The organism is Agrobacterium sp. SUL3 (assembly GCF_001263295.1).
In the GTDB taxonomy this organism is placed as follows: Bacteria; Pseudomonadota; Alphaproteobacteria; order Rhizobiales; family Rhizobiaceae; genus Agrobacterium; species Agrobacterium tomkonis.
This window is the reverse complement of record NZ_KQ414505.1, coordinates 286092-303996: the sequence shown is the minus strand read 5'-3', so window position 1 is coordinate 303996 and position 17905 is coordinate 286092. Positions and strand designations below refer to the sequence as shown.

At 60.7% G+C, this 17905-nt stretch carries 19 protein-coding genes; 14 read left to right on the top strand and 5 right to left on the bottom strand.

From position 1 onward, the window contains the following. The first annotated feature begins 51 nt into the window (after positions 1-51). Positions 52-951 carry a tRNA glutamyl-Q(34) synthetase GluQRS gene (gene gluQRS, locus AKG12_RS15885; RefSeq protein ID WP_046799817.1) on the top strand — a complete coding sequence of 300 codons (900 nt, stop codon included), beginning with the start codon at positions 52-54 and terminating at the stop codon, positions 949-951. Here the strand turns inward: gluQRS and AKG12_RS15880 are convergent. Then, positions 919-1836: a YihY/virulence factor BrkB family protein gene (locus AKG12_RS15880; protein WP_046800023.1), complete on the bottom strand. Its 918-nt coding sequence runs from the start codon at positions 1834-1836 to the stop codon at positions 919-921. The genes gluQRS and AKG12_RS15880 overlap by 33 nt on opposite strands. A 180-nt stretch (positions 1837-2016) precedes the next feature. Here AKG12_RS15880 and AKG12_RS15875 point away from each other — a divergent pair, with 180 nt between their 5' ends. From AKG12_RS15875 to AKG12_RS15845, 7 genes are all read left to right on the top strand, one after another. Continuing rightward, positions 2017-2850: an SDR family oxidoreductase gene (locus AKG12_RS15875; protein ID WP_046799818.1), complete on the top strand. Its 834-nt coding sequence runs from the start codon at positions 2017-2019 to the stop codon at positions 2848-2850. A 17-nt stretch (positions 2851-2867) separates the two neighbouring features. Continuing rightward, a complete protein-coding gene (locus AKG12_RS15870) occupies positions 2868-3065 on the top strand; it encodes a twin transmembrane helix small protein (RefSeq protein WP_046799819.1) in 198 nt (65 codons plus the stop codon). A 1-nt stretch (position 3066) separates the two neighbouring features. Continuing rightward, positions 3067-3645, top strand: a complete 579-nt coding sequence (locus AKG12_RS15865; protein WP_052819564.1) for a cob(I)yrinic acid a,c-diamide adenosyltransferase — start codon at positions 3067-3069, stop codon at positions 3643-3645. Between the two features lie 35 nt (positions 3646-3680). Next, the gene (locus tag AKG12_RS15860) at positions 3681-4454 is read left to right on the top strand and encodes a rhomboid family intramembrane serine protease (protein ID WP_052819562.1); all 774 of its coding nucleotides are present in this window, start codon (positions 3681-3683) and stop codon (positions 4452-4454) included. Between the two features lie 183 nt (positions 4455-4637). Further along, positions 4638-5384: an electron transfer flavoprotein subunit beta/FixA family protein gene (locus AKG12_RS15855; protein WP_035222604.1), complete on the top strand. Its 747-nt coding sequence runs from the start codon at positions 4638-4640 to the stop codon at positions 5382-5384. Between the two features lie 25 nt (positions 5385-5409). Continuing rightward, positions 5410-6339, top strand: coding sequence for an electron transfer flavoprotein subunit alpha/FixB family protein (locus AKG12_RS15850; protein WP_052819560.1), 930 nt, complete (start codon positions 5410-5412; stop codon positions 6337-6339). 112 nt (positions 6340-6451) lie between these two features. Beyond that, a complete protein-coding gene (locus AKG12_RS15845; protein WP_052819558.1) occupies positions 6452-7333 on the top strand; it encodes a 3-hydroxybutyryl-CoA dehydrogenase in 882 nt (293 codons plus the stop codon). 51 nt (positions 7334-7384) lie between these two features. On the opposite strand, the gene tlpA is transcribed toward AKG12_RS15845, so the two are convergent. Continuing rightward, positions 7385-8053: a thiol:disulfide interchange protein TlpA gene (tlpA, locus tag AKG12_RS15840; protein WP_052819555.1), complete on the bottom strand. Its 669-nt coding sequence runs from the start codon at positions 8051-8053 to the stop codon at positions 7385-7387. A gap of 24 nt (positions 8054-8077) precedes the next feature. Between tlpA and argH the strand changes: the two genes are divergently transcribed. The 4 genes from argH (at position 8078) to AKG12_RS15820 (ending at position 13948) form a co-directional block, all read left to right on the top strand. Further along, on the top strand, positions 8078-9478 hold the full coding sequence (argH, locus tag AKG12_RS15835) for an argininosuccinate lyase (protein WP_052819552.1): 1401 nt from the start codon (positions 8078-8080) through the stop codon (positions 9476-9478). A gap of 94 nt (positions 9479-9572) precedes the next feature. Next, on the top strand, positions 9573-9776 hold the full coding sequence (gene lptM, locus AKG12_RS15830; protein ID WP_003497438.1) for an LPS translocon maturation chaperone LptM: 204 nt from the start codon (positions 9573-9575) through the stop codon (positions 9774-9776). A gap of 13 nt (positions 9777-9789) precedes the next feature. Beyond that, complete coding sequence (lysA, locus tag AKG12_RS15825) at positions 9790-11058, top strand: diaminopimelate decarboxylase (RefSeq protein WP_052819550.1); 1269 nt, start codon at positions 9790-9792, stop codon at positions 11056-11058. Between the two features lie 175 nt (positions 11059-11233). After that, positions 11234-13948: a TIGR02302 family protein gene (locus AKG12_RS15820; protein WP_052819547.1), complete on the top strand. Its 2715-nt coding sequence runs from the start codon at positions 11234-11236 to the stop codon at positions 13946-13948. A 255-nt stretch (positions 13949-14203) separates the two neighbouring features. Here the strand turns inward: AKG12_RS15820 and AKG12_RS15815 are convergent, their stop codons facing one another. The 3 genes from AKG12_RS15815 to AKG12_RS15805 all read right to left on the bottom strand — a co-directional run bounded on the left by AKG12_RS15815 (position 14204) and on the right by AKG12_RS15805 (position 15987). Beyond that, positions 14204-14563: a response regulator gene (locus AKG12_RS15815; protein WP_046799828.1), complete on the bottom strand. Its 360-nt coding sequence runs from the start codon at positions 14561-14563 to the stop codon at positions 14204-14206. A gap of 142 nt (positions 14564-14705) precedes the next feature. After that, entirely contained in the window at positions 14706-15248 is a 543-nt protein-coding gene (gene hpt / locus AKG12_RS15810) for a hypoxanthine phosphoribosyltransferase (RefSeq protein ID WP_003497442.1), read from the bottom strand. A gap of 70 nt (positions 15249-15318) precedes the next feature. Continuing rightward, on the bottom strand, positions 15319-15987 hold the full coding sequence (locus AKG12_RS15805) for a hypothetical protein (protein ID WP_052819544.1): 669 nt from the start codon (positions 15985-15987) through the stop codon (positions 15319-15321). 199 nt (positions 15988-16186) lie between these two features. Here AKG12_RS15805 and ftsE point away from each other — a divergent pair, with 199 nt between their 5' ends. Both ftsE and AKG12_RS15795 read left to right on the top strand, forming a co-directional pair. Continuing rightward, positions 16187-16846 carry a cell division ATP-binding protein FtsE gene (ftsE, locus tag AKG12_RS15800; RefSeq protein ID WP_046799830.1) on the top strand — a complete coding sequence of 220 codons (660 nt, stop codon included), beginning with the start codon at positions 16187-16189 and terminating at the stop codon, positions 16844-16846. Continuing rightward, positions 16839-17846, top strand: coding sequence for a cell division protein FtsX (locus AKG12_RS15795; RefSeq protein WP_052819542.1), 1008 nt, complete (start codon positions 16839-16841; stop codon positions 17844-17846). Before ftsE ends, AKG12_RS15795 begins: the two co-directional genes overlap by 8 nt. Positions 17847-17905 lie beyond the last annotated feature (59 nt).

The window sequence follows — 17905 nt, the reverse complement described above, 5'->3', positions numbered from 1 at the left end:
CGCATTCCGTATCCGCCCCGCCCGCAGCCGGCTGGCGGGGTGCTTTAAAACATGGCAGAAGAAACCATGCCTTCGCCTCTCCGTCAAAAACCGGTTTACCGATTTGCGCCAAGTCCCAACGGCCCGCTGCATCTCGGCCATGCGCTTTCCGCCTTCCTGAACCATGATATGGCGCAGGACAATGGCGGCCGCTTCCTCCTGCGTATCGAGGATATCGACCAGACGCGCTGCACGCCGGAGCTGGAGCAGGCGATCTATGATGATCTCGGCTGGCTGGGGCTCGCCTGGGAAAATCCTGTCCGACGTCAATCGGACCATTTCGATGCGTATCGGGTGGCGCTGGACAGGCTGATCGACGCGGGCCTTGCCTATCCTGCCTTTCTGAGCCGTGGAGAAACCAAAGCGATCGTCAAAGCCTTCGAGGCCGATGGCGGGCTCTGGCCGCGCGATCCGGATGGCGCGCCGCTCTACCCATCGGTGGACCGCGAAATGCCCGAGGCGGAACGGACAAAACTCCTCGCCTCCGGTCGGCAGCATGCCTGGCGGCTCGATATGGAAAAGGCGATCCGCGCCGCCGGCAGCCCCCTGTTCTGGCAGGAGAGCGGCGATTGCGAGAGGGGGGAGATCGAGGCCCGACCCGCACTGTGGGGTGATGTGGTGCTGTCTCGTTCCGACGCGCCTTCGAGCTATCATCTGTCCGTTGTGGTTGATGATGCGCTGCAGGGCATCACCCATGTGGTGCGCGGCATGGACCTGTTCCACGCAACCGCCATTCACCGGCTTTTGCAGCATTTGCTGGACCTGCCGCAACCCGCCTATCACCATCACCGGCTAATCTTGGGCGCGGACGGGCGCAAGCTTTCGAAAAGCGAAGGCAGCACCGGGCTTGCCGCTCTTCGTGCAGAAGGGGAGACACCCTCAGATATCCGCCGGCTTGTCGGCCTCCTCTAGCGCCCGCTCACGGCGAGCGCCGTTGCCGCCAATATTGCGGCGGATGATCTGCCGCACCTTGTATTTCATCAGGGCCGCATTCATCTCCGCACCGAGCATGAAGATGACGCCGACCATATAAAGAAACACCAGAACCACCATGACAGAGGCGAGACCGGCATAGGTCGCGGCATAATTGGCGAAAGTGGAGAGGTAATAGGCAAAGATCGCCGCGCCGATGACCCAGAAGATCATCGTCAGCAGAATGCCGGGCCAGACGTCCCAGATGCGCCGCTTGCCGGCCGGAAGCCACAGATGCGCCGCAACCAGCCCCGCGGTCAGCACGACGATGGTGCCGTAAAGGCCGAGGTTGGAAATGGTGTTCAGTACATCCGTCAGCCACGGAAACCGCTCTTCGGCAAAGGAGGTGGCGACCGGCACGGCCACGAGCACGATGCTGATGCCGGTAAAGACCACCACCGCGATGAGCACGTAAAGCAGGCTGAGCAGGCGGGTAATGTACCACCAGCGCGTCTCGGTGACGCGATAGGCGCGGTTGAGCGAAATTCTCAACGCCTCGACGCCGTTGGACGCAAAATAGGCGGCGGCCAGCACCGAAATCGTCAGCAGCCCGCCGCGCGGAATGGTGAGCACCTGCTGCACCTGCGCCGCAAGCGGCCCGGCAATCGCTTCCGGCCAGGTGTCGAAAATCAGATGCACCGCCGTTTCGGAAAACTGGTCGGCACCCAGAAAACCGGCCAGAGCCGTGCCGAAGATCAGGAATGGAAACAGCGCCAGAAGAATGGACAGCGCCATATGGCTTGCCATCGCCCAGCCGTCATCCTCGGCGAAATGGGAATAGGCATCAAAGGCAACCTTGCCTGCCAGGCGCACTGCGGCAACCATGTCACCTCCATTCATCGGCATTTCATTTGTAACTTCGTCGCGAATATGGGAAATCAGCTTCGCTTTGTACAGCGCGCCAACCCGTCTTTCGGTTCCCGCCGGGGCACGAATTTTGCGCAATTCAATTTTCACGGGCCGGACTATCAGGCCAGAACACCATTCGGCTTTCCGGAGCGGCAGATGTCTGAAAAACCCGTCATCATCATCACCGGATGTTCCTCGGGCATCGGCGCTTATTGCGCCGGCGCGCTTCACCGGGACGGCTGGCGGGTCTTCGCCACGGTGCGGCGCATCGTCGATATGGCCGCCCTCGAAAACCAGGGCATCGAAACCCTGATCATGGACTACACAAAGCCGGAAACCATCGCTGCTCTGGTAGACACCGTTTCAGCCCGGACCGGCGGCCGCATCGACGCGCTGTTCAATAACGGCGCCTATGGCCAGCCGGGTGCGGTGGAAGATCTGCCGGTGGAGGCGCTGCGAGCGCAGTTCGAAACCAATGTCTTCGGCTGGCACGATCTGACACGGCGGGTCATTCCCTTCATGCGCAGCCGAGGCGCCGGCCGCATCGTGCATTGCTCCTCCATTCTCGGCCTCGTCCCCTATCGGTATCGCGGCGCTTATACCGCTTCGAAATTCGCGATCGAGGGGCTGGGCGTGACGCTGCGCATGGAGCTTCAGGGCAGCGGCATCCATGTGAGCTTGATTGAGCCTGGTCCGATCACCTCGAAATTCACCGCGACGGCGCTTGCCCATGTCAGGGACAAGATCGATCTGGAAAATTCGGCCCATGCGGTGGAATATAAACGCCAGCTGGCGCGCATGGATGGTTCAGGCCCCGTCAACCGCCACAAGCTTGGCCCCGAGGCCGTTTTTGCCGTGCTGAAACACGCCCTGACCGCCGCGAAGCCGAAACCGCATTATCCCGTCACCGTTCCAGCCAAACAGGGGCTGTTGCTGAAACGGCTCTTGCCTGCCGGACTGTTCTATCGTCTGCTGCGCAGATTCGATTGAGGAGGAGTAACCCCTAAATGTCCGGCTTCACCAGTGTTCTGGCCCTTATCGTCATGGGCCTTGTCGTCATCGTGCTTATACGTGGCCTTTTCAACATGCTGAAGGGACAGGACGCCAACCGGTCCAACAAGCTGATGCAGCTTCGTCTGCTGTTGCAGGCCATCGCCATCGTGCTGATCATGCTGACGCTCTGGCTCACCGGCGGCGGCCGCTGACATGGTGAAACTGAACAAGATCTACACCCGCACTGGTGACAAGGGCACGACGGCGCTGGTTTCCGGCCCGCGCCGCCTGAAGCACGATCTGCGCGTCGAGGCTTATGGCACGGTGGACGAGACCAATTCGGCCATAGGCATCGTGCGGCTGCACACGAACGGGCTGGAAAAGCTTGATGCCATGCTGTTCCGCATCCAGAACGACCTCTTCGATCTCGGCGCCGATCTCGCCACGCCTGACAGCGGCGAGCCGCTGTCCTACGAGCCGCTGCGCATCGTCGAAAGCCAGGTTACCCGGCTCGAAAACGAAATCGACGAACTCAACGCGACGCTCGAACCGCTGACGTCTTTCGTGCTGCCGGGCGGTAACGCGGCTGCGGCCAGTCTGCATATGGCGCGCACGATCTGCCGCCGGGCGGAAAGGCTGATGGTGGCCCTTTCAGTCACTGAGAACGAGATCGTCAGCCCGGCGGCCATCAAATACGCCAACCGCCTGTCCGACTTCCTGTTCGTCGCCGCGCGTTTCGCCAATGATACGGGCAAGGCCGACATATTATGGGTTCCCGGCAAGAATCGCTAAAAACCTAAGACAATCGCGAAACCAGAGGGCATTCGATGTTCATACCGCTGCACGACGCGAATTCCCTGAAACACATCCGGCTGCAATATGTCACGATTGGTCTGATCGTCGTCAATGTGCTGGTCTGGCTGTTTACCGGCGTGCTTGCCAGCGACACACAGGCCAATGCCGCAGCCCTCGGCCTCGGCTTCATTCCAGCAGTCGTGTTCGATTATGCCTATCTGGAGCCGGCCCTTCAGGTGGTGCCAGATGACCTGACCGTTGTCACCTATGCGTTCCTGCACCTCGATTTCTGGCATCTGGCCGGCAACATGCTGTTCCTCTGGGTATTCGGTGACAATGTCGAGGACGCGCTCGGCCATTTCCGATTCCTGATCTTTTATCTCGCCTGCGCCATCGCCGGTGCGCTGCTGCACGGCTTCGTCGCCCCCACCTCGGAAGGGCCGTTGATCGGCGCGTCGGGCGCGGTTTCCGGCGTCGTCGCCGCTTATTTCCTGCTGCATCCAAAGGTGCGGGTCTGGGTGCTGGTCTTCATGCGTATTCCGCTTCCCTTACCCGCCTTCATTCCGCTGGCGCTGTGGATTGGCCAGCAGTTCCTGATGCTGGCGCTCGGGCTGGAACAAAACGTCTCCTGGGGCGCGCATGTGGGCGGCATATTGGCAGGCGCCGTCATGGTGCTTTTCATGCGCAGGCGGGGCGTTCCGCTATTCGACCGCACCCTTGTTCCGCCGAGGGCGGCGCAGTTCAAGAATCCGTCGCAAACGGCAGGGTTGTCGCAAATCGAACGGGGCTATGACGGGGGCGGATAAGCCCGTGACGAAGAGATAAAGTATTTACGTTAACGTCAACGTAAGATATGCCTTACGTGCATGTGATAATGAACATTGCTCCGTTGTATTTGCGAGAAAAATGCTTATCCATGTCGCCAACCTGTTTTTGGAGGTCCGCGCGGTCTATTCACCAAGCGGACAGGAGTTTGAGGAAAGCCGCCGATGAAAATCCTTGTCCCCGTTAAACGAGTCGTCGATTACAACGTGAAAATCCGCGTGAAATCAGATGGTTCTGGCGTTGAGCTTGCCAATGTGAAGATGTCGATGAACCCGTTCGACGAGATCTCGGTGGAAGAGGCGCTTCGTCTGAAGGAAGCCGGCAAGGCGGAAGAGGTTGTGGTCGTGTCCATCGGCCCGGCCAAGGCGGAAGAAACGCTGCGCACGGCGCTCGCCATGGGTGCGGACCGCGCCATCCTGATCGAGACCGACGAAACGGTCGAGCCGCTTGCCGTCGCCAAGCTTCTGAAGGGCGTGGCAGAGGCTGAACAGCCCGGTCTCGTTATCGTCGGCAAGCAGGCGATCGACGACGATTCGAACCAGACCGGCCAGATGCTGGCAGCCCTTCTCGGCTGGGGCCAGGGCACCTTCGCCTCGAAGGTCGAGCCGTCCGACGGCAAGGTCGCGGTAACGCGTGAAGTCGATGGCGGCCTGCAGACGGTGGAGCTGAAGCTTCCCGCCGTGGTCACCACCGATCTGCGCCTGAACGAGCCGCGTTATGCTTCGCTGCCGAACATCATGAAGGCCAAGAAGAAGCCGCTCGACAAAAAGGCGCCGGCCGATTTCGGCGTCGACGTTTCGCCGCGCCTCAAGGTGCTGAAGACCGAGGAGCCGGCAGGCCGCAAGGCCGGCATCAAGGTCGGCTCGGTGGCCGAGCTGGTCGAAAAGCTCAAAGCTGACGGCGTCCTCTAAGGTTTCGGAAAAGGGAGATATTCTTATGGCCATTCTTCTTCTGGCAGAACACGACAACGCAACCCTTTCCGACCTGACGGCAAAGACGCTGACGGCGGCAACGCAGATCGGCGGCGACGTCCACGTGCTGGTCGCCGGCTCCGGCGCGAAGGGCGCTGCGGATGCAGCGGCGAAGCTATCCGGCGTTTCCAAGGTGCTCCTTGCCGACGACGCCTCCTATGCCAATGCGCTCGCCGAGCCGCTGGCGGCGCTGATCATCTCGCTTGCACCTTCCTATGACGTCATCGTCGCACCTGCCACCGCATCTGCCAAGAACGTGCTGCCGCGCGTGGCGGCGCTTCTCGATGTGGCGCAGGTTTCGGAAATCATCGAAGTGGTTTCGCCTGATACCTTCAAGCGGCCGATCTATGCCGGCAACGCCATCCAGACGGTGCAGGCGACTGACGCCAAAAAGGTCATCACCGTGCGTCCGACCGCTTTTGCGGCGGCGGCTGAAGGCGGTTCTGCAGCGGTTGAAACCATCGGCGCTGCCGAAAACCCGGGCCTCTCCAGCTTCGTTTCCGATGCTCTGGCTTCGTCCGACCGTCCGGAACTGACATCCGCGAAGATCATCATCTCGGGCGGCCGCGCGCTTGGCTCCTCGGAGAAATTCAAGGAAGTCATTCTTCCCGTCGCCGACAAGCTGGGGGCCGCCGTCGGTGCAAGCCGCGCCGCAGTCGATGCCGGTTATGCACCGAACGACTGGCAGGTGGGCCAGACCGGCAAGGTGGTTGCACCGCAGCTTTACATCGCCGCCGGCATTTCGGGCGCCATCCAGCATCTGGCCGGCATGAAGGACTCGAAAGTCATCGTCGCCATCAACAAGGACGAAGAGGCGCCGATCTTCCAGGTTGCCGATTACGGCCTCGTCGCCGATCTGTTCGAGGCGCTGCCCGAACTCGAAAAGGCGCTTTGATTTTAACCAGCCAACCAAGGCGGCGCGTTTTTTGAACGCGCCGCCTTCTCTTTTCCGGCGATATGCGTAACATCGCCGACAATGACGCAGACCAGCCACAGGAGAACAGCATATGACCGCCCCCTTTAAGAATATCGGTGTCATCGGAGCCGGTCAGATGGGGTGCGGCATCGCGCATGTTTCCGCCTTGGCGGGTTACAAGGTTCATATCTACGATCTCTCCAAGGATGGCATCGAAGCCGGCCTTGCCACGATCAACGGCAACCTCGCCCGCCAGGTCACCAACGGCAAGCTTTCCGACGACGCCCGCAAGCAGGCGCTGGCCCTCATCAGCGGATCGACTGATATTAACGACCTCGCACCGATGGATATCGTCATCGAGGCTGCGACCGAGAACGAGGAGATCAAGCGCAAGATTTATGCGCAGGTCTGCCCGGTCCTGAAGCCGGAGGCGCTGCTCGCCACGAATACCTCATCGCTTTCGATCACCCGTCTCGCATCTGCAACCGACCGTCCCGAACAGTTCATGGGCATTCACTTCATGAACCCGGTACCCGTGATGAAGCTCGTTGAACTGGTGCGCGGCATTGCCACCAACGAAAAGACCTTCGACGCGGCCAAGGACTATGTGCGGACGCTGGAAAAGGCGATCACGGTTGCCGAGGATTTCCCGGCCTTCATCGTCAACCGCATCCTGCTGCCGATGATCAACGAGGCGATCTATACGCTTTATGAAGGCGTCGGTTCGGTGGAAGCCATCGACACCGCCATGAAGCTCGGCGCCAACCACCCGATGGGACCATTGCAGCTTGCCGACTTCATCGGTCTCGACACCTGTTTGTCGATCATGCAGGTGCTGCATGACGGCCTGGCCGACAGCAAATACCGCCCCTGCCCGCTGCTGGTGAAATATGTCGAGGCCGGCTGGCTCGGCCGCAAATCCGGCCGTGGTTTTTACGACTATCGCGGCGAGACGCCGGTTCCGACACGCTGAGGCGCAAGGATCAGCTGCGGGAGGAAGACCCCTCCCGCACGACCGGAAAAATTATCTAGCCTTCACCGCCGATACCAGCGCCTTGGCATCCTCACTGTCCCAGGCGGCCGGACCATTCATCGCCGCGAGCAGGCAGCCGTTTTCGTCAAGCAGCATGGTTGCCGGCAGGCCGAAGGCGAGGCCTTCCTTTTTTAGCGTGTTGAAGACGCCCATGGAACTGTCGCGATAAAGCTTCAGCGCATCAATCTTGTATTCGTCCATGAAGGCTTTCGGCTTCTCGTCCGCGCCGATGTCGATATTGACGGTGACCACCTCGAAATCATTGCCGCCCTCTTCTTTCTCAAGCGCATTCAATGCCGGCATTTCCTCCCGGCATGGCACACACCATGTGGCCCAGAGGTTGAGCAGAACCGCCTTGCCCTTGAGATCGGTAAGCGTCATATCCTGCGCGTCCGGCCCCTTGAAAGATAACGGGACGACACGTGGTCTATCTGCGGCCGACATGGCAGCCACCTGCCCCTTCAGAAACGGTTTCAGCGAGGCAATGCGGTTTGCGGCACCCTCACATAAACCGGCGTCAGCGACCGCTGCCCCTTGAACCGGGCTCTCAGACCCAATATGCCTGAACCAGACCGCGCCCGCGCCGCACAAGACACCGGCAACGGCAGCAATTGCAACCAATCTGGCGGAAGGAAGCCTGAACGGCCTTTTTTCTGTCATCGAATACTCCAGGGCACTGCGAACATGGCTGACGGCACAGATCAGAAATCCTCCAACCAGATGTGGGGCGGACGTTTCGCTTCCGGGCCATCAGCCATCATGGAAGAAATAAATGCCTCCATCGGCTTCGACAAGAAGCTTTATGCCCAGGACATCCGCGGCTCTATGGCGCACGCCACCATGTTGGCGGAAAAAGGCATTATTTCGCAGGAAGATAAAGAGAAGATCGTTCACGGCCTGAACACGATCCTGTCAGAAATCGAAGCCGGCACCTTTGAATTCTCGCGCAAGCTCGAAGATATTCACATGAACATCGAGGCGCGTCTTGCGACCCTCATCGGCACGGCAGCCGGCCGCCTGCATACGGCCCGTTCGCGCAACGACCAGGTGGCGCTCGATTTCCGCCTCTGGGTCAAGGAAGAATTGCAGAAGACTGAAGCGCTGCTGACCGCGCTTATCGCCGCCTTCCTCGACCGCGCCGAAGAAAATGCCGATACGGTGATGCCGGGCTTCACCCACTTGCAGACGGCGCAGCCTGTCACTTTCGGTCACCATTGCATGGCCTATGTGGAAATGTTCGGCCGTGACCGCGCCCGCGTACGCCACGCCATCGAGCATATGGATGAAAGCCCTATTGGTGCGGCCGCACTCGCCGGCACCGGCTATCCCATCGACCGTCATATGACGGCGAAGGCGCTCGGTTTCCGCGAGCCGACCCGCAACTCCATCGACACCGTCTCCGACCGCGATTTCGCGCTGGAATTCCTGTCGATCGCCTCGATCTGCGCCACGCATCTGTCGCGTCTCGCCGAGGAGATCGTCATCTGGTCGACACCGCAATTCGGCTTCATCCGGCTGTCGGATGCCTTCTCGACCGGCTCGTCGATCATGCCGCAGAAGAAGAACCCTGACGCCGCCGAACTGGTGCGCGCCAAGACCGGCCGCATCAACGGCTCGCTGATCGCACTTCTGACGGTCATGAAGGGCCTGCCGCTCGCCTATTCCAAGGACATGCAGGAAGACAAGGAACAGGTTTTCGATGCCGCTGAGAGCCTGGAACTGGCAATTGTCGCCATGACCGGCATGATCCGCGACCTCGAAGTGCGTAAGGACCGCATGCGCGCCGCTGCCGGCTCGGGTTATTCCACCGCCACCGATCTTGCCGACTGGCTGGTGCGCGAGGCAGGCCTTCCTTTCCGCGATGCACACCATGTGACCGGCAATGCCGTGGCGCTGGCCGAAAAGAAAGGCTGCGATCTGGCCGACCTTTCGCTCGAAGAGCTTCAGGCCATCCACCCCGGTATTACCAAGGGTGTTTTCGACGTTCTGTCCGTCGAGGCATCGGTCGCCAGCCGCACGAGCTTCGGCGGCACGGCCCCTTCGGAAGTGAAGAAGCAGATCGCCTGGTGGCGCGGACGCAACTGATAAAATCGCGTTACGCTGCGATCACAAGAAACAGGGTGCACAAGCGCCCTGTTTTTCGTTATCAGAGAGGCACATATTTCCTTTGGACAGGCTCATGCTTTCAAAAACCGCGCGCAAACTCATCGTTCCCATCGGCATGACACTCGCTGTCAGCCTTGTTCTCAGCGCCTGCGGGCGTAAGGGCGACATCGATCCGCCGAGCACGCCGGTCGAAATGCGCAACAAGCGCAATGCCGACGGAACGGAGACGAAGCCGGCAACGGCGGAACGCCCGTTCATCCTCGACAAGCTTCTCTGACGGGTAAAAAGCCGTGAACCATTTTGGCTATATCGACGGCGTGCTGCACGCCGAAAACGTGCCCGTGCCCGAGATCGCCAAGGCGGTCGGCACACCCTTCTATGTCTATTCGACTGCAACGCTGGAGCGCCACTACAAGGTGTTCTCAGGTGCGTTTGCCGATGTGGACGCCATGGTCTGTTACGCCATGAAAGCCAATTCCAACCAGGCGGTGCTGAAGACGCTGGCAAAGCTCGGCGCCGGCATCGACGTCGTCTCCGGCGGCGAATTGCGCCGCGCGCTTGGCGCTGGCGTGCCAGCAAGCCGCATCATGTTCTCCGGCGTCGGCAAGACGGTGGCGGAAATGGATTACGCGCTTGAAGCGGGTATCTACTGTTTCAACATCGAATCCGAGCCGGAACTGGAAGTCCTCAACCTGCGCGCGGTCAGGGCGGGCAAGCGGGCGCATGTCTCCTTCCGCATCAATCCGGATGTGGATGCGCGCACCCACGCGAAGATTTCCACCGGCAAGAAGGAAAACAAGTTCGGCATTTCCTACGAACGTGCGCGGGCGGTCTATGCCCATGCCGCCACTTTGCCCGGCATCGAAGTCACCGGCATCGACATGCATATCGGCAGTCAGATCACCGAATTGCAGCCCTTCGAGGATGCCTTCCGCTTGCTGCGCGAACTCGTCGAAGTGCTGCGCGAGGATGGTCATGTGATCAGCCACGTCGATATTGGCGGTGGCCTTGGCATTCCCTATCGCGAGGATAACAATCCGCCGCCACTGCCGGATGCCTATGCGCATATCGTCAAAAACGAGCTGAAAAGCCTCAACTGCAAGATCGTCACCGAACCCGGACGCCTGATCGTCGGCAATGCCGGCATTCTGGTGACGGAAGTCATCTATGTGAAGGATGGCGGTGACAAGACCTTCGTAATCGTCGATGGCGCGATGAACGACCTCATCCGCCCCACGCTTTACGAGGCCTATCACGGCATCCGCCCGGTGGTGCAGCCGGCCGAGAACACACCGCGCATCAAGGCCGATATCGTCGGCCCGGTCTGCGAGACCGGCGATTATCTGGCGCTGGACCGGGAGATGGCCGCACCGCAGCCGGGCGACCTGATCGCCGTCAGTTCCGCTGGCGCCTATGGCGCGGTGCAGGCCGGCACCTATAACTCGCGCCTGCTGGTGCCGGAGGTGCTGGTGAAGGGTGACAAGTTCCACGTCATCCGTCCGCGTGGCACCTATGAAGAGCTGATCGCCCTCGATTCCGTACCGGCTTGGCTCGACTGACCGTCTATCATACGGCTAGTCGATCACAATTGAGCGAAGCTGCCTAAAAAATGGGGGTGAGGGCTTAGGTGCCCTCGTCTTCGCCACAAAGAATGTTATCCTTGCTCCAGTGATATGAACAGCTCGCCGTTCCGGGAATGGCGTTCGACGTGGCCAGAACCGGGAGAACGGATTGATGACCACAGCCGGAGAGGACAGGACAGGCAGAAAGCGCCCGACTGGCGCATTCGCGCAGCGGCCGGACCTTGCTCGACGGGTTGCCGCCAAGCGGTTCTTCGCGAAAATCGTGCTGTTTTCCGAAAAAATGGCCCCGAAGACGCTGTGGCCGCTGTCCATCGCCGCCGTGTTTCTGGCGCTCGCCTGGTTCGGCCTGTACCGGCACATGCCGGATTTTCTACGCCTCGGCATTGTTTTCGTCCTTGTTTTCGGTTTCATCGCCACACTGCTGCCGATTGTGCGGCTGAAGTGGCCAACCGACAATGACGCCTCCCGTCTGCTGGAAGAACGTAATGGCATGGCGCACCAGCCGGTGGGCGTGCAGGAAGACGAACCGGCCTTCGATACCCCCTTTTCCCGCACCTTGTGGAAAGAACACCAGATCCGCATGGCGGAGCGCATTGCCGCCCTCAATGCCGGCCTGCCGAAACCCGATATCGCCCGTTATGACCGCCTGGCGCTGCGCGCCGTTCCGGCATTGCTTCTGGTCACTGCTTTCGGTTTTTCCTATTCCAATGGTGCCGGCACGGTTGCAGATGCATTCCGCAGCCGGCCGGCCGTGGGTCCGCTCAATCCCGATATCCGTCTCGATGCCTGGGTCACACCGCCCGCCTATACGGGCCGCGCACCGATTTTCCTGACCGGACGTGATGCGAGCGGCCGCGACGCGGTTTCCGTGCCGCAATCCTCCAAGCTGACGATCCGCATGACCGGCGGCGATGGCGGTGAGGAAGTGACCTTCGAGCCGGAAATGGCAGGCGCGTTGCAAAAGCTTGCGCCGGAAGCTGCACGTGCCGATAGTGCAAGCGGCGACGTCGCGGTTCAGACGCCGGCACGCTCGACGGATCAGCCTGTTGCTCCACGCACTTTCGCTATGGATGTCACCGAGAGCGGCATGATCAGTGCCAATGGCGAACAATGGGTGTTCAACGTCATTCCAGACCAGCCGCCCAGCATTGCCTTCGACAACATGCCGCGCCGCGCCGTCAACGGTGCGCTGGAAATCGGCTTCACCGCCAAGGACGATTATGGGCTGAAAGAAGCCCATGCCATCATCGAGCCGCTCGGCGTTGCAGAGGGGGCGACCGCGCTTTACCCGGCGCCGGAATTCAAGCTCGATCTGCCGCGGCAGAATAATCGCGAGATCAAGGGCCTGACCAGCCGCAACCTGACCGAACATCCTATGGCGGGAAAACGCGTGCGCATCACGCTGGTGGCCACCGATGGCGCCGGCCAGACCGGCCGCAGCCCCGCGCATGAAATGGTGCTGCCGGGCCGCAATTTCTCCGAGCCACTGGCAGCTTCCATCGCCGAACAGCGGCAGATATTCTCGCTCGACACGCGCCAGATGCCGAAGGCAATCGCCTATAACGAGGCGGTGGGCCTGCGGCCGGAAGAGACCATTCCCAACACGACGCACTATCTGCTGCTGCAATCGGCGCAGACCCGCATGCGGCTCGCCTATAATCAGGAAATGCTGAAGGACACGGCCGATTATCTCTGGGAAATCGCGCTCGGCATCGAGGATGGCGATCTTTCGCAGGCGGAAAAACGCCTGCGCGATGCACAGAACGCGCTGTCCGAAGCGTTACAGCGCAATGCCTCGGATGAGGAAGTTGCCAAGCTGATGCAAGAGCTGCGCGAGGCGATGCAGCAATTCATGAGCGAGCTTGCGCAACGCATGCAGAACGCGCCGCAAGCCAACATGAACCAGCAGGCGCAGAACGTGTTGCGCCAGCGCGATCTGGAAAACATGATGAACCAGATCGAGAACCTTGCCCGTTCCGGCAATCGCGACGCGGCGCAGGAAATGCTTTCGCAGCTGCAGCGCATGATGAACAATCTGCAGGCGGGCCGGCCGCAACGTCAGGGCCAGCAGGGGCAGCAGCAGAGCAGCAAGATGCGCCAGCAGATCGACAAGCTGGGCGAAATTCTGCAGCAACAGCAGAAGCTGATGGATGAGACCTTCAAGCTCGATCAGGCGCTTCGCGACCGCATGCAGCGCGGCGACCCGCAGCAGGGCGGCGAAAGCGAAGACCAGCAGATGGGCGAAAACGGTGAGCAGCCACAGCAGGATCAGCAAGGCCAACAGGGGCAGCAGGGTCAACAGGGTCAAAATGGTCAGCCGGGCGGACAACAGCCAAGCGACCAGATGACCGCTGAACAGTTACGCGAGGCGCTGAAGAACCTGCGGGCGCAGCAGGATGCGCTCGGCAAGCAGCTCGGCGAATTGCAGCAGGGCCTTCGTGATCTCGGAATGGAACCGGGCGAAAACTTCGGCAAGGCGCAGCAGGAAATGCAGGGCGCCGGCGAGGCGCTGGGCAAGGGCCAGGGTGAGCAGGCCGTCGAAGGACAGGGCAATGCGCTGAACGCGCTGCGCCAGGGCGCGCAGGACATGATGGGCCAGATCATGCAGGCCATGCGCCAGCAGGGTCAGCAGCCGGGGCAAGGGCAGGAAGGCATGGCCGGTCAGGGCGGACAGAACGGCCGCGACCCGCTCGGCCGCCCGCGCAGCACCACCGGCCCGGATTTCGGCGATCAGGTGAAGGTGCCGGACGAGATCGACGTGCAGCGCGCCCGCGAAATTCTTGAGGCCATCCGCGAAAAACTCGGCAACAATCCGCCCGGCGAAATCGAACGGCGGTATCTGGAGCGGTTGCTGGATATTCGGTGAGGGTTCCCACAGGTAATGGCGCGCCTCGTTACATCCTGTTTCAGAAGCTAACGCTTCCGTCGTGCCGGGCTTGATCCGGCATCCAGCTGCCGCGCGTCTGCGTGGCGGAAAGAGTTCTTTCAGCCCAAGGGCTTGGGCTGGCTGGATTCCGGCTCAAGGCCGGAATGACGGAGGTAGGGAACTGCGCTGAGCCAGGGGCTGACCAACAAAAAAGCGGCCCGACAGGCCGCCCTTTAATCTCTGCAATCTCGCCGCTCAGGCCGCAAGCGCCCGCGCCACCGCCTTGCGAATATCCGGAAGCGCAAAGGGTTTGGAAACCACGTCCACAATCTTCGTCGCCAGATCATCAGCCCGTTCGCGCTGTTCGGCATAACCGGTCATCAGCAGGATACGCATGGCCGGGAAGCGTTCGGCGGCGCGGTGCGCCAGCTCGATGCCATCCATGACCGGCATGCGGATATCCGAAAGAAGAAGATCGAAACTGGTCTCCTGAAGCTTCTCCAGCCCCTGCTCGCCGTCAGCCGCCTCATGGGTCTCGTGACCGTCGAGACGCAGCGCGCGGGCGACGAAAGCCCGCAATGCATCCTCGTCTTCGGTAATCAGAATTTTCGCCATTAATCATTGCTCCTGGGCATCATTTCCAGCCATGAGCAACATCGCAGGCTCCTCTTTTCAAGAGGTAAACACCCAGGCTTTCGCTGGGTGAATGGTTAATGAGGCGTGTCCGCCCTGTGCCGTTCCGGCACGGCAAACATGCTCAGGCGTCGCCTGTCACCACGCCCACGAAAGGCAGTTCGCGGAAGGCATAAGCGACATCCATGCCGTAACCCACGACGAAATAGTCTGGACATTCGAAACCGACATAATCGGCCTCCAGATCTTCCTTGCGCTTGACCTTCTTGTCGAGCAGCACGGCAATGGTGACGTTACGCGCGCCGCGCTCGTAAAGCAGTTCCTTGGCGAAACGCAGCGTGCGGCCGGATTCGAGAATATCGTCGATCAGGAGCACATCGCGGTCCTTCACGTCGCTGTCGATATCCTTGACGATCCTCACCCCCTGCGAAACCGTGCCGGCGCCATAGCTCGATAGCGTGATGAATTCGACTTCGGGAGCAAGACCACTATCATGCAGCGCGCGGATAAGATCGGCTGCGAAAATAAACGATCCCTTGAGCACGGCAATGACCAGCAAATCCTTGGTCGGGCCACCGGCAATGTGCTTGGCCATATCGCGATTGCGCTCGGCGATCTGCTCGGCGGTGTAAAGCGGCTCGATGTTTTTTCCACGGACGACGGGCATTCTTTCTCCTGTGCTGCGCCTTGCCGATTTTACCTTTCAGTAAAAATACGAAGATCACGCGTTAGCACAGTCAACGTTCGGACGCACCCGCCTCGACGAAGGAAAGCTTGATGTCAGGCGTTTTTCCACCGGGATGGCGCAACTTTGCCGAAAATCCGTGGCTGAAACCGGGCTGCATCTCTCGCACCGGCGGTTCAATGACCATGCTGGCCACCAACTGCCCCTTGGCCGCAAAGAGATCGGCGCGAAGGGCCGGCACCTCTTCCAGGTTGCCGCCATTATTCTCCACGATGCCACTGATGAGCAGGATATCCATGCCGCCTGCCTCCTGCGGCGTAACGGTCACATGGGAAATGGCGAGCGGGTTTGCCGTGGCGGCGGTCTGCTTTTCCGGCACAACCACCGAGAGGCCGCCGGAGCAGACGAAAACGAAAATGGCGAGCCCCGCAACCAGCGCTGAATAGGCATCCGCCGACAGGCGCGACAATCTGCGATCCAGCCAGCCGATAAAGGCAAGGCCAAGCGTACCGATAGTGACGGGCGATTTTGCCCTCTGCCGGCGTGCCGCGCCGCGATTGTCGTTTCCGGGCTGACGCGAACGGTTTTCCTTGATGGTGACAAATTCCGCGTCTACCACGTCGTGGATCGGATTTGCCGCCCGCGCCGTGCGGCGCACCGGCGTTTCCGGCATCAGGAGGTCGAAATCGAATGCCGCTTGCCGGCGAGATGAACGGAACATAGCCATAGAATTCCCCGGTCAGGTTTTCCGGCCCGCAAAACTGGGCATTGCAACGAATCCTGCCAAGTTTTAAATTTAATTGGTTAATGCTTCGCAAAAACGGCTCGCGCGGGCCACCGGAACCGGTTTACACCGCGACATCCGGCCCCAAGCGCCGGCGGTTTGCGAACCACCACGAAACGAAGAGACTGGAAGTCCGTTGATCCATTTCGAAAATGTCGGGTTGCGTTACGGCATGGGACCCGAGATCCTGAGGGACATGACCTTCGATATTCCCAAGGGTTCGTTCCAGTTTCTGACCGGCCCTTCGGGTGCGGGCAAGACCTCGCTGCTGCGCATGCTTTTGATGTCGCTGCAGCCCACCCGCGGTAATATCCGCATGTTCAACCGCGATGTATCGCGCATTCCGCGCAGCGAGCTGCCGATGTTGCGCCGCCGTGTCGGCATCGTCTTTCAGGATTTCCGGCTGCTGGATCATCTGACGACCTATGAGAATGTCGCCCTGCCGCTGCGGGTGCGCGGCAAGGAGGAAAGCGCTTACCGCAACGATGTGATCGAGCTGCTGAAGTGGGTTGGGCTTGGCGAGCGCATCAATGTGCTGCCGGCCATCTTGTCCGGCGGGGAAAAGCAGCGCGCCGCCATTGCCCGCGCGCTGATGGACCAGCCGGAAATCCTGCTGGCCGACGAGCCGACCGGCAACGTTGATCCGCCGATGGCCAAGCGTCTTCTCAATCTCTTCCTCGAACTCAACCGGCTGGGCACGGCTGTCGTCATCGCCACCCATGATTTTGCGCTGATGGACCAGATCGACGCGCGCCGGATGATCCTGACCGAAGGGCGGCTCGACATCTATGAATGAGATCACCCGCAAACAGCTGACCCCGGAAGCGGCCCAGCCGAAGCGCCCGCCCATGCGCATCCGCCCGATGGCGCCCATTCTGCCGCCGTCGAACATTCAGGGCAATGCGCTGATGGTGGTGATCGCCATCATGGCATTTCTCGCCTGCCTGACGCTCGGCGCCGTCTCCATGGTGCGCGCCACCGCCGCCACCTGGCAGAGCCAGATTTCCCGCGAGATCACCATCCAGATCAAGCCCGAGGACGGGCTGGACATGAATGCGGCGCTCAACAAGGCGCGCAATCTGGCGCTCACCTTCGTCGGCACGCGAGACGGCACGATCCTTGACGATGCGGCGACATCGCGCCTGCTGGAGCCATGGCTCGGCAGCGGTCTTGACCTTTCCGAACTGCCGATACCGCGCCTCGTCGTCATCACCATCGATGAAAACAATCCGCCCGATTTTCAGGCGATGCGGGACATGCTGAAGGCCGAGCTTCCGCAGGCGTTTCTGGATGACCACCGCACCTGGGTGGACAGGTTGGTCTCCATGGCCAGAACCACGGTCATGATCGGCCTCGGCGTTCTGATCCTCGTTTTCACCGCCATGGTGCTGACGGTGGTGTTTGCAACGCGCGGGGCGCTTTCCGGCAACCGGCATATCGTTGAGGTTCTGCATTTCGTCGGCGCGGAAAGCAGCTTTGTGGCACGGGAATTCCAGAAACACTTCCTGAAGATCAGCCTTAAAGGGGCGGCCGCAGGCGGCGCGCTCGCCGCAGCGGTTTTCCTTGCCGCCGGTTTCTGGCAATCGAGCACGGTCGCCACGCCGCAGAGCGATCAGGCAAGCGCGCTTTTCGGTTCCTTTTCCGTTGGTCTCGGCGGCTATATCGGCATCGCCACAACGATGATCGTCATAGCACTTCTCACGACCATTACGGCACGCGTGACCGTCATCCGCACCATCGACGATATCGACCGCGTCCGCTCCGATCCGTCGAAAAGTGACGGCCTCACATCATGACTTTACTCCCAGAATCCCGTGGCAAACTGAAACCGTCACAGGCCGGATGTAACCTGCGG

Coding starts and splice junctions, on each gene's coding strand:
- AKG12_RS15845 (WP_052819558.1), top strand. CDS start 6,452: ATGACCGCCCCCTTTAAGAATATCGGTGTCATCGGAGCCGGTCAGATG.
- gluQRS (WP_046799817.1), top strand. CDS start 52: ATGGCAGAAGAAACCATGCCTTCGCCTCTCCGTCAAAAACCGGTTTAC.
- AKG12_RS15850 (WP_052819560.1), top strand. CDS start 5,410: ATGGCCATTCTTCTTCTGGCAGAACACGACAACGCAACCCTTTCCGAC.
- AKG12_RS15860 (WP_052819562.1), top strand. CDS start 3,681: ATGTTCATACCGCTGCACGACGCGAATTCCCTGAAACACATCCGGCTG.
- AKG12_RS15815 (WP_046799828.1), bottom strand. CDS start 14,563: ATGGCGAAAATTCTGATTACCGAAGACGAGGATGCATTGCGGGCTTTC.
- AKG12_RS15870 (WP_046799819.1), top strand. CDS start 2,868: ATGTCCGGCTTCACCAGTGTTCTGGCCCTTATCGTCATGGGCCTTGTC.
- AKG12_RS15795 (WP_052819542.1), top strand. CDS start 16,839: ATGAATGAGATCACCCGCAAACAGCTGACCCCGGAAGCGGCCCAGCCG.
- hpt (WP_003497442.1), bottom strand. CDS start 15,248: ATGCCCGTCGTCCGTGGAAAAAACATCGAGCCGCTTTACACCGCCGAG.
- AKG12_RS15805 (WP_052819544.1), bottom strand. CDS start 15,987: ATGTTCCGTTCATCTCGCCGGCAAGCGGCATTCGATTTCGACCTCCTG.
- argH (WP_052819552.1), top strand. CDS start 8,078: ATGGCTGACGGCACAGATCAGAAATCCTCCAACCAGATGTGGGGCGGA.
- AKG12_RS15865 (WP_052819564.1), top strand. CDS start 3,067: ATGGTGAAACTGAACAAGATCTACACCCGCACTGGTGACAAGGGCACG.
- AKG12_RS15875 (WP_046799818.1), top strand. CDS start 2,017: ATGTCTGAAAAACCCGTCATCATCATCACCGGATGTTCCTCGGGCATC.
- AKG12_RS15855 (WP_035222604.1), top strand. CDS start 4,638: ATGAAAATCCTTGTCCCCGTTAAACGAGTCGTCGATTACAACGTGAAA.
- AKG12_RS15880 (WP_046800023.1), bottom strand. CDS start 1,836: ATGGTTGCCGCAGTGCGCCTGGCAGGCAAGGTTGCCTTTGATGCCTAT.
- tlpA (WP_052819555.1), bottom strand. CDS start 8,053: ATGACAGAAAAAAGGCCGTTCAGGCTTCCTTCCGCCAGATTGGTTGCA.
- AKG12_RS15820 (WP_052819547.1), top strand. CDS start 11,234: ATGACCACAGCCGGAGAGGACAGGACAGGCAGAAAGCGCCCGACTGGC.
- lptM (WP_003497438.1), top strand. CDS start 9,573: ATGCTTTCAAAAACCGCGCGCAAACTCATCGTTCCCATCGGCATGACA.